Origin of the sequence: Pacificimonas aurantium (assembly GCF_020092905.1) — a bacterium.
Lineage (GTDB): Bacteria > Pseudomonadota > Alphaproteobacteria > Sphingomonadales > Sphingomonadaceae > Pacificimonas > Pacificimonas aurantium.
The window spans coordinates 45,922-54,350 of record NZ_JAGSGB010000005.1 but is presented as its reverse complement, the minus strand read 5'-3'; the positions used below and the strand labels follow the sequence as shown (position 1 = coordinate 54,350).

Here is an 8,429-nt window from a genome sequence, read left to right as displayed (position 1 = left end):
GGTGGAGATCAATGTCGGCGGCGCCGGCTCCTGATCCCCGCATAACGGGACCAAAATCGAAGAAGGCCGCTTCCCCAAAAGGGAGGCGGCCTTTTTCTTTGCGGCAATCCTGAAATTAGCCCGGCAGGGGGAGGGGCATCAGCCTCCGCCGGGCTTCGGCGGGCCCTTCACCGGCGTATGGAAGCCTTCGTCCGCGGTCTCGCCGCCGGGTGTCCAGTCGATGCGGTAGAGGTCGAAGCGGCGGTCCCCCAGATTCTGCACCGTGCCCTCGGCGCGCGCCCAGGTCAGGTCGTCCAGATTGACGTCGGCGATGGTCAGCGCCTCGATATTCTCACTCGCTTCGGCGGCGATGCCGTCGCGCGCGAAGGGAAAGTCGCAGGGCGTCAGGATGCAGGACTGGGCGTACTGGATGTCCATATTGTCGACGCCGGGCAGGTTGCCGACATTTCCCGACATGACGACGAAGCACTGGTTCTCCACGGCGCGCGCCTGGCAGCAATAGCGCACGCGCATATAGCCCTGGCGCGTATCGGTGCAGAAGGGCGTGAAAATGATCCGGGCGCCTTCGTCGACGAGCCGGCGGGCAAGTTCGGGGAATTCGCTGTCGTAACAGATCAGGACGCCGATCGGGCCGCAGTCGGTCTGGATCGTCCCGATCTCGTCGCCGCCCTTGATGTGCCACCAGTAGCTTTCGTTCGGCGTCGGGTGGATCTTCTCCTGCGCGTGGACCGACCCGTCGCGCAGGCAGACATAGGCGACGTTCTGGATATCGCCGTCGTCGGCGCGCGTGGGATGCGAGCCGCCGATGATGTTCACATTATATGCCAGCGCCAGCTTCGACAGCGCTTCGACGATGTGCGGGGTATGTTCGGTCAGGCGGTCGATGGCCTGCATGGGGTCCAGCTTCTTTGTCTCGAAGGAGAGAAGCGACAGGGTGAACAGCTCCGGAAACACCACGAAGTCGCTGTCATAGTCCGCCGCGACATCGACGAAGTATTCGACGTTGCTGATGAACTCGTCGAAATCCTTTACCGGCCGTGCCTGCAGCTGGACGGTGGCGAGGCGCACGGAATCGACGCCGCGCGGAATGCGGTAGCGCTTGTCCTCCTCGGGATCGACATAGGGATTGCGCCAGACCATGTGGACGGCATGGCCGCGCGACGGCTTGTCCTCCGGCAGGTAGTTGAGCAGCACGCCCAGCGGCTCGAAGCCGTTCTTCAGCTGGAAACCCAGCGTGGTATCGCGCACTTTGCCTGCGATGACCTTGTCCAGATAGTCTTCCGGACTTTCCACGCGCTTGCGGGACAGCGCGCGGGCAAGGCCGGGCATGCGTCCGGCAAAGACGACGCCTTTCAGGTCCAGTTCTTCGACCAGGGACCGCCGCGCCTCGTACAGCCGCCGCCCGATGCGCAGGCCGCGCTGGCGTGAGGCGACGACCATTTCGATGCCGTACAGCCAGTCGCCCGTGGGGTCGTGCCGGCTGCCATAGCCATTGCCTGAAATGGTTTCCCAGTCGTGCGGGGAAAGCGCCACCTTTTCGTCCAGGCGGGAGGAGGCGCAATAGCCCACCACCCGGCCTTCGTAGATGGCAACGAACTGCCCTTGCGGGAAATTGTTGATCTGGCCCCGGATCATGCCGGGCGTGTAATTCTCCACGCCGACATAGACTTCGCCGATCAGGTCCAGGATCTGGCGAATGTCGCTGGTGCGCGCATTGCGGATTTCGAGCCGCGCGGCGGTCCGGCTTGGCATGTCAGTCCTCTCTTGGGCGCGTCAGCGCTTCAGCATGATGTTCATATGGGCAGCGGCAATGGGCCGGTCGCGTTCGCCCTGCCAGGCTTCGACGTTCACATTGGCAACCCGCCGTCCCATGCGCACGATCCGTGCCTGGGCGAAGGTGTCTTCCGGCTGGCCCGCACGCAGATAGTCGACCGTGACGTCGACAGGCTTCAGGTCGGGCAGCTCCTCTTCCTCGCGCAGCGCATGGATAACCTGCGCCGTCGCCGCGATTTCCATCAGGCCTGCCACCGCGCCGCCATGCAAGCGCGGCGGTGTCGGCGACCCGATCAGAGACTTGCTATAGGCGGCGGTCAGGATGACGTCGTCCCCTTCGATCCGGTAGCGGGCACCGAGCAGCCGCGCATAGGGGATCGAATCCATCGGTCCCTCGTCGCTCTCCGCCATCGCCGCGGCAAGCGCGTCGAAGCTCATGACTTGGCGCCCTTTGTGAACATGAAGATGCCGCTCATCAGCGCCAGCGGGTCGTCGCGCTCGCCGTCCTGGGCATAGCCGCGAACGAAGGCCACGGACCGGGTCAGCTTCTGTACCTTGGAATAGCCGACCACCGTCTCTCCTGGACGGGCGGGGCGAAGATAGTCGAGGCGCAGGTCCAGCGTGGCATGGCCGCTCGACGACATGCGCGCCGCATGCACGCTGAAGCCGCCGACCGTGTCCATCAGCGCGAAGATTGCGCCCGAGGCGATCACGCCTTTCTCGCCGTCCTTGCCGGGATAACCGACGATCTCCTCCGACCAGGGCAGGGACAGCTCGGCCCAGTCGCGGCCGGCGTTTGAGAACTTGATTCCCAGCGCCTTCACATGCGGCACATGGCTCATGAAATGGGTGACGACCGGTTTCATTGCCGCCTTGATCATGCCGCGTCCGGTCCGCCCGCCCCGTCTGTTGCCGCGGGGTCTTCGGCGCCCTCTGCCAAGCGCGCCGCCGTTTCCTTAATCAGCGCGATCATGTTCGGAATCCCCTGCGTCCGGTTAGACGAAAGATGCTTCGACAGGTCGAAGGGTTCCAGTTCCACGGCGATGTCCAGCCCGCGAATATCGGCAGCGGGGCGGTCCTGTACGCGTGTCAGGATCAGCGCGACGATCCCCTTGGTGATGGCAGCGTCGCTGTCTGCGAGGAAGTGGAGCCTCTCGGCGGTGGCGTCGGCGGGGTAGACCCAGACATTCGCGCTGCAGCCGCGCACCCGGGTGGCATCGGTCTTAAGGGCTGCTGGCATGTCTTCCAGGTCCCGGCCCAGGTCGATCAGGAGCCGGTAGCGGTCGTCCGGCTCCAAAATCTCCCAATCGTCTCGAATGCGATCGAATTCGTCCATGCACCGCTAGTGGGGGCGAGCGTCTGCCGGGTCAAGCGCGGCCGGAGTCCGGGACGGTCCCGCGCGGGAACCTCGCGGCGGCGCCTCTAAAGGTCCACTCCGGCGGCGATGGCTTCCAGCCGGCGAACGCGCTCGCGCAGGTCCGCGACTTCGATACGGTTCATCGCGGTGGGGGCACGCGCCTCTCCCGGCGCGCTGCGGTCGCTGCCAAGCTCGTGCTGCTTCAGTGACAGCCAGGCGCGGAAGCACCAGGCGCCGACGAGGGCAAGCGTCACGAGGCCTACGAGAGAGGCGGCTGCGATGATGAGGGTGGATCCTGTCTCTGTCACCTTCCTAATCCCTTTTGTCTTCAGTTCCGTCGTCCAGCTGCTCGATGTCGCGGGCCAGGCGGCGGGATTTGTCGGTGGCGATGCGTTCCAGCGTCTGGATGCGCTGTTTCAGCTCGCCGATTTGATTTCGCAGTTCCGCATTTTCACGCTGCGTGTCCGTGTCGCCGCGCCGGCGCTGGTTTGCCACGATGATTCTGCCGATGACGGCGATGAGCACGATCAGGACAATCATCGTTGCGATGTTCATGCCGGCGCTGTTCCTCCTTCTCTCTCGTCGTCCGCCGGTTGCGCGGGCGGGCGATCAATCTGCTGCCCTGTTCCGGGCGCGGTCTCAGTTCATTCGGTCGTCGCGCAGAGCGTCGATTTCGGCGTCCAGCCGCTTCGAGGAGTCGGTGACGATGGTTTCGATCGCCGCCAGCCTGTCCTTGACGCTGCCGATCTCCGCGCGGAGCTGGGTGTTTTCCTGCGTCAGCAGCTTGATCCGTTCGCGGTCCTCGCTGTTTTCCTTGGGATAGACAGCCTGGCCCCAAGCGCCGTCGAGTGGATATCCGTTCTTGATCCGCATCCAGGTCGTGATGACCCAGCCGCCTATCCCGGCCGCTCCGAGGGCGAGGCCGCCCGCGATGATCCAGGGCAGGTTGGGAATGATGATGTCCGCTGCATTCATGGTCTTGCTCCTCGCCCTGTCGTCAGTTCGTGCTGCTACGCGACGAGCCGTCGCGCAGGTCTTCGATTTCGGCCGACAGACTTGCACCCTTGTCGGTGGCGATCCGTTCCATCACCCGCATGCGCTGTTCCAGCCGTTCGATGTGCGCGGCCTGCGTCGCGGCCTTGTCCGCGGCTTCGCTCGCGGCGAGATCCAGCTGCTTTTCCTTCATCTTGATCCAGCGCTCGATCAGGTTGCCGCCGACGCCGACGATCGTGGGTACGGCCACGACGATGACGAAGAAGAGCAGTGCGAAAATTTGTCCGTTGGTCATTTCCCTGCATCCTCCCGCTTCAGTTTTTCGAACTCGTCCTCCAGGCGGCGTGTCGGGTCGGTCGCGATGCGCTCCAGGACGCTCAGCCGCTCTTCCAAGCGGGTGATCTGCCCTTTCAACGCTTCATTCTCGTTCGTCAGCAGCTCCACCTTGCGGGTCGAGGAGGGGTCGGACTTGGTGGACTTGCCGCCCCATTCATCTTCCAGTTCGTACCCGTGTTTGGCGCGGATCCAGTTGTTGATGATCCAGCCGCCATAACAGAGCGCGATGATGGCGATGACGAAGCCCGGCCCACCGAAATCCATGATGTCTTTCCCCTTTTCCTTCTATTATTCTTACTTCAGCGCATCGATCTCGCGAGCGAGCGCCGAATTGTGCGACGTATGGTGCCGCTCGATGTTCGACAGCCGCCGGTCGAGGGCGCGAAAGCGGGCGTGCACGTCGCGGATCGTTCCCTGCGGCGAGCGCCGTGCCTTCATCTGGAACTTGCGCTCCTCCGGCTGCGGCTGCGGCAGATATTCGGGCCGCTTGTCGGCCACGAAGCCGGCGATCAGATAGGCGATGGGGATGATGCCGATTCCCATCACCGTGCCGACGACGACGGCGATGCGCCACCAGACGGCCTCGATGCCGGTGAAGTCGGCAAGTCCCGAACACACGCCCATGAACTTGCCGTCGCGCTTGTTACGATAGAAGCGATTGCTGGAAGTGCGGTTCGCTGGCGCGTCGTATGTCATGAGACCCTCCGGATGTTCGTGTTACGCTCGCGGTCCTCGATCTTCTGGTCGAGCATGTCGGTTTCGTCGCGGCGATCCGCGAGGCGCCGCCAGTCGGGATTGTCCACATCCATGATCCGTTCGATGGACTGGATGCGATCGTCGAGCCGCTGCGAGATGTGGTACAGGTCGTCGAGCAGCTGCTCGTCGTCGGTCGAGATGGAGCGGCCCTTCTTCCACTGTGTGACGTGGTGCAGGATCATGGCCGGCAGCACGACGAACAGCGAGATGATGGCGGCGAGAGGGATAAGTTCCTCCATGGATCAGTCCTCCTTCTTGCTCTGATCGGTCAGGCGGTTCTTCATGGCGACCAGTTCCGCTTCCACGGCATCGTTCGCCTGCAGTTCCGCAAACTGGCTTTCCAAGGTCTTGGTCTCGCCAAGCTGGTAAGAATCGGCGCGGCCTTCGGCATCGTCGACGCGCCGTTCCAGCAGGTCGAAGCGGCTGAAGGCGTCCTGAGTGCGTTCGCCCTTCAGGACCGTGCCGACGCGAACGCGGTTGTTCGCGGTCTCGAGGCGCTGCAGCAGCGCCCCCTGGCGGCCGCGGGCTTCGCGCAGCTTGGCTTCCAGTTTCTGGATGTCCTTTTCATAGGTGGTCAGCGAGTCCGCCAGCAGGTCGACCTCGGCCTGCATCTGCGCGGCCTGGCCGCTCGCCTTCTGCTTTTCGACGAGCGCCGCCTTGGCAAGGTCCTCGCGGTCTTTCGACAGCGCAAGTTCCGCCTTGTCTTCCCAGTCGGCTGAGGCGCGCTGCAACTTTACGATGCTGCGGCGCAGTTCCTTCTGGTCGGCGATGGTGCGGGCGGCAGAGGCACGGACTTCGACGAGCGTTTCCTCCATCTCCATGATGATCATCCGGATCATCTTCGCCGGGTCTTCGGCCTTGTCGAGAAGGTCGGTGACGTTGGCGGCGATGATGTCGCGGGTTCGCGAGAAAATGCCCATGATGTGTATGCCTCTGGTTGTTGAACTCTTGGCTCTCCGGTCGATCCGGAGAGAGGGGGAACCGGCGCGGGAGGGACTGGGGGGAGCCCGCGCCGGTTCCGGGGGCGCTTAGGCAGCGATGCTGCCCGCGCTGACCGTGGCAGCCGCCCAGTAGTCCGCGTTCGGATCGGGGCCGGCGGCGCCGTAGAAGATGGTGACCGTCAGGGCTGCGGCGCCAAGGACGCCGATCAGGCTGCGGAGTACGTTCGTGTTGGTCATTTCGTTGAACATCGTGTCTGCTCCTTTTTCGTTCGCTGGGGTTGTTTTTTGTTCTGTGCCCCATGCCTCGCAAAGGCCGTGCCAATTTTCAAAAATTCTACCAAGTACCTGAAATTCATATGAATATGAAATTAACAGCCAGAATGACCGCTAACCGGCGTTAGGAAATCCTTGCTAAAATGTGGTGAAAAATACTAACTTGCGGTCATGGAGCCCAATACGCGCCTCGTGGGTCAGTCGACAGTCCTGCTCGATGCGATCGAGCGGGCCAGCCGTGCGGCGGCGCTCGATCGTCCGGTTCTGGTTATCGGCGAGCGCGGTACGGGTAAGGAGATGGTCGCGGAGCGCCTCCACAGGCTCAGTCCGCGCTGGGACCAGCCTTTCGTCTCGGTGAACTGTGCGGCGCTGCCGGAAAATCTGCTCGATGCCGAGCTGTTCGGGTATGAGGCCGGGGCGTTCACCGGTGCGTCGAAGGCGCGTGCCGGCCGCTTCGAGGAGGCCGATGGCGGTACGCTGTTCCTCGACGAACTGGGCACGCTCACCGCGCCGGCGCAGGAGCGGTTGCTGCGCGTTGTGGAATATGGGCAGTTCTCCCGCCTCGGCTCCAACGACGTGCGCACGGTCGACGTGCGTATCGTCGGCGCGACCAATGCCGACCTTCCCGGGCTGGCCGACAGCGGCAGGTTCCGCGCCGATCTTCTCGACCGGCTGTCGTTCGAAGTCGTCACCCTGCCGCCGCTGCGCGTACGCGGGGACGACATCATGACGCTCGCCGATCATTTCGGACGCCGTATGGCGGTCGAGATGGGGTGGGACATTTTCCCCGGTTTCAGTGCCGAGGCAGAGCGCCAGCTCGTCGACTATGACTGGCCCGGTAACGTGCGTGAGCTGAAGAACGTGGTCGAGCGTGCGGTCTATTCCTGGGATGCGCCAGACGAGGCGATCGAGCGGCTGCGCTTCGACCCGTTCGAATCGCCCTGGCGGCCCGCCGAAGAGATGGGCGAGCCCAAGACGGGCGCGCGCGCAGAGCCGGACGGCGTCCGGGCGGATGACGAGGTCGAGGCGGAGGCGCCCGTCGCCCAGGCCGTGCCGCAGCCGGCCCCCCATCCGGGACCGCACCCCCACCCCGACGAGTGCGACGATCTGCGCAGCGCCGTTGCCGACTATGAGAAGTTGCTGCTGGCGGCGGCGTTGGAACGCTGCCGCTACAACCAGCGCGAGACGGCGGCCGCACTCGCGCTGACCTATGACCAGCTGCGCCACGCGCTGAAGAAGCACGACCTTCACAAGAACAGCTAGCGGCGAGAATGGACCTTCCGCGCGGCGCGCGTGTTGGTTAGCGGAAGGTCCGTCCGTCGGATCGAAGACCGCTAACCAGAAGAAGGAGACCCCGCATATGGCTTTCGAACTTCCCCCGCTGCCGTACGACCGCGATGCCCTGGCGCCGCATATCACCAAGGAAACGCTCGACTACCATTATGGCAAGCACCACAATGCCTATGTCAGCAAGACCAACGCCGCCATCGAGGGCACCGATCTCGACGGAAAGCCTCTGCTCGAGGTGATCAAGGCGGCGAAGGCGAAGGGCGATCAGGGGCTGTTCAACAACTCCGCCCAGGTCTGGAACCACACCTTCTACTGGAACTGCATGTCCCCCAGCGGCGGCGGCACTCCGTCCGGCCGCATCGGCGACATGATCACGGCCGCCTTTGGCGGTTTCGACAAGTTCAAGGACGAGTGGAAGTCGAAGGGCGCGGGCAATTTCGCCAGCGGCTGGACCTGGCTGTGCGAGAATGCCAGCGGCAAGCTTGAAATCGTCAACACCGACGATGCCGATACGCCGGTCGTGCACGACGGCATCAAGCCGCTCCTGACGATGGACGTCTGGGAGCATGCCTATTATCTCGACCGCCAGAACGACCGCGGCGCGTACATCGATCACTTCTTCGATGTGATCAACTGGGACTTCGTCGATTCCAATCTCGACAAGCAGGAAGGTGAGCTCGTCAGCTAAGACTGCTCTCGATTACTGACCA

General features: G+C 63.6%; 15 protein-coding genes. 2 read left to right on the top strand and 13 right to left on the bottom strand.

The features are described 5' to 3' along the window. Positions 1-138: 138 nt before the first annotated feature. From KCN53_RS15825 to KCN53_RS15765, 13 genes are all read right to left on the bottom strand, one after another. A complete protein-coding gene (locus KCN53_RS15825) occupies positions 139-1,752 on the bottom strand; it encodes a carbon-nitrogen hydrolase family protein (protein WP_088710848.1) in 1,614 nt (537 codons plus the stop codon). Between the two features lie 21 nt (positions 1,753-1,773). After that, positions 1,774-2,211: a PaaI family thioesterase gene (locus KCN53_RS15820; protein ID WP_088710847.1), complete on the bottom strand. Its 438-nt coding sequence runs from the start codon at positions 2,209-2,211 to the stop codon at positions 1,774-1,776. Next, a complete protein-coding gene (locus KCN53_RS15815) occupies positions 2,208-2,654 on the bottom strand; it encodes a PaaI family thioesterase (protein ID WP_088710846.1) in 447 nt (148 codons plus the stop codon). The genes KCN53_RS15820 and KCN53_RS15815 overlap by 4 nt, the downstream gene beginning before the upstream one ends. After that, positions 2,651-3,109 carry a SufE family protein gene (locus KCN53_RS15810; RefSeq protein ID WP_088710845.1) on the bottom strand — a complete coding sequence of 153 codons (459 nt, stop codon included), beginning with the start codon at positions 3,107-3,109 and terminating at the stop codon, positions 2,651-2,653. The genes KCN53_RS15815 and KCN53_RS15810 overlap by 4 nt, the downstream gene beginning before the upstream one ends. Before the next feature lie 86 nt (positions 3,110-3,195). After that, a complete protein-coding gene (locus KCN53_RS15805; RefSeq protein ID WP_088710844.1) occupies positions 3,196-3,438 on the bottom strand; it encodes a hypothetical protein in 243 nt (80 codons plus the stop codon). Between the two features lie 4 nt (positions 3,439-3,442). Continuing rightward, on the bottom strand, positions 3,443-3,685 hold the full coding sequence (locus KCN53_RS15800; protein ID WP_088710843.1) for a hypothetical protein: 243 nt from the start codon (positions 3,683-3,685) through the stop codon (positions 3,443-3,445). Positions 3,686-3,769: 84 nt separating this feature from the next. Beyond that, positions 3,770-4,105 (bottom strand): hypothetical protein, encoded by a 336-nt coding sequence (locus tag KCN53_RS15795; RefSeq protein ID WP_088710842.1) that lies wholly within the window; start codon positions 4,103-4,105, stop codon positions 3,770-3,772. A gap of 22 nt (positions 4,106-4,127) precedes the next feature. Continuing rightward, complete coding sequence (locus KCN53_RS15790; RefSeq protein WP_088710841.1) at positions 4,128-4,418, bottom strand: hypothetical protein; 291 nt, start codon at positions 4,416-4,418, stop codon at positions 4,128-4,130. After that, positions 4,415-4,723: a hypothetical protein gene (locus KCN53_RS15785; protein ID WP_088710840.1), complete on the bottom strand. Its 309-nt coding sequence runs from the start codon at positions 4,721-4,723 to the stop codon at positions 4,415-4,417. Before KCN53_RS15785 ends, KCN53_RS15790 begins: the two co-directional genes overlap by 4 nt. Before the next feature lie 30 nt (positions 4,724-4,753). Beyond that, on the bottom strand, positions 4,754-5,155 hold the full coding sequence (pspC, locus tag KCN53_RS15780; protein ID WP_088710839.1) for an envelope stress response membrane protein PspC: 402 nt from the start codon (positions 5,153-5,155) through the stop codon (positions 4,754-4,756). Further along, positions 5,152-5,454 carry an envelope stress response membrane protein PspB gene (gene pspB, locus KCN53_RS15775; protein WP_088710838.1) on the bottom strand — a complete coding sequence of 101 codons (303 nt, stop codon included), beginning with the start codon at positions 5,452-5,454 and terminating at the stop codon, positions 5,152-5,154. The genes pspC and pspB overlap by 4 nt, the downstream gene beginning before the upstream one ends. A gap of 3 nt (positions 5,455-5,457) precedes the next feature. Further along, positions 5,458-6,135 carry a phage shock protein PspA gene (gene pspA, locus KCN53_RS15770; protein WP_088710837.1) on the bottom strand — a complete coding sequence of 226 codons (678 nt, stop codon included), beginning with the start codon at positions 6,133-6,135 and terminating at the stop codon, positions 5,458-5,460. A gap of 108 nt (positions 6,136-6,243) precedes the next feature. Beyond that, entirely contained in the window at positions 6,244-6,405 is a 162-nt protein-coding gene (locus tag KCN53_RS15765; RefSeq protein ID WP_172406120.1) for a hypothetical protein, read from the bottom strand. Between the two features lie 195 nt (positions 6,406-6,600). Between KCN53_RS15765 and pspF the strand changes: the two genes are divergently transcribed. Together pspF and KCN53_RS15755 are read left to right on the top strand one after the other, a co-directional pair. After that, on the top strand, positions 6,601-7,692 hold the full coding sequence (gene pspF, locus KCN53_RS15760) for a phage shock protein operon transcriptional activator (RefSeq protein WP_088710836.1): 1,092 nt from the start codon (positions 6,601-6,603) through the stop codon (positions 7,690-7,692). A gap of 97 nt (positions 7,693-7,789) precedes the next feature. Beyond that, positions 7,790-8,407 carry a superoxide dismutase gene (locus KCN53_RS15755; protein ID WP_088710835.1) on the top strand — a complete coding sequence of 206 codons (618 nt, stop codon included), beginning with the start codon at positions 7,790-7,792 and terminating at the stop codon, positions 8,405-8,407. Positions 8,408-8,429: the final 22 nt, after the last annotated feature.

Coding starts and splice junctions, on each gene's coding strand:
- KCN53_RS15800 (WP_088710843.1), bottom strand. CDS start 3,685: ATGAACATCGCAACGATGATTGTCCTGATCGTGCTCATCGCCGTCATC.
- KCN53_RS15810 (WP_088710845.1), bottom strand. CDS start 3,109: ATGGACGAATTCGATCGCATTCGAGACGATTGGGAGATTTTGGAGCCG.
- KCN53_RS15795 (WP_088710842.1), bottom strand. CDS start 4,105: ATGAATGCAGCGGACATCATCATTCCCAACCTGCCCTGGATCATCGCG.
- KCN53_RS15765 (WP_172406120.1), bottom strand. CDS start 6,405: ATGTTCAACGAAATGACCAACACGAACGTACTCCGCAGCCTGATCGGC.
- KCN53_RS15815 (WP_088710846.1), bottom strand. CDS start 2,654: ATGATCAAGGCGGCAATGAAACCGGTCGTCACCCATTTCATGAGCCAT.
- KCN53_RS15820 (WP_088710847.1), bottom strand. CDS start 2,211: ATGAGCTTCGACGCGCTTGCCGCGGCGATGGCGGAGAGCGACGAGGGA.
- KCN53_RS15785 (WP_088710840.1), bottom strand. CDS start 4,723: ATGGATTTCGGTGGGCCGGGCTTCGTCATCGCCATCATCGCGCTCTGT.
- pspA (WP_088710837.1), bottom strand. CDS start 6,135: ATGGGCATTTTCTCGCGAACCCGCGACATCATCGCCGCCAACGTCACC.
- pspF (WP_088710836.1), top strand. CDS start 6,601: ATGGAGCCCAATACGCGCCTCGTGGGTCAGTCGACAGTCCTGCTCGAT.
- KCN53_RS15825 (WP_088710848.1), bottom strand. CDS start 1,752: ATGCCAAGCCGGACCGCCGCGCGGCTCGAAATCCGCAATGCGCGCACC.
- pspB (WP_088710838.1), bottom strand. CDS start 5,454: ATGGAGGAACTTATCCCTCTCGCCGCCATCATCTCGCTGTTCGTCGTG.
- KCN53_RS15790 (WP_088710841.1), bottom strand. CDS start 4,418: ATGACCAACGGACAAATTTTCGCACTGCTCTTCTTCGTCATCGTCGTG.
- pspC (WP_088710839.1), bottom strand. CDS start 5,155: ATGACATACGACGCGCCAGCGAACCGCACTTCCAGCAATCGCTTCTAT.
- KCN53_RS15755 (WP_088710835.1), top strand. CDS start 7,790: ATGGCTTTCGAACTTCCCCCGCTGCCGTACGACCGCGATGCCCTGGCG.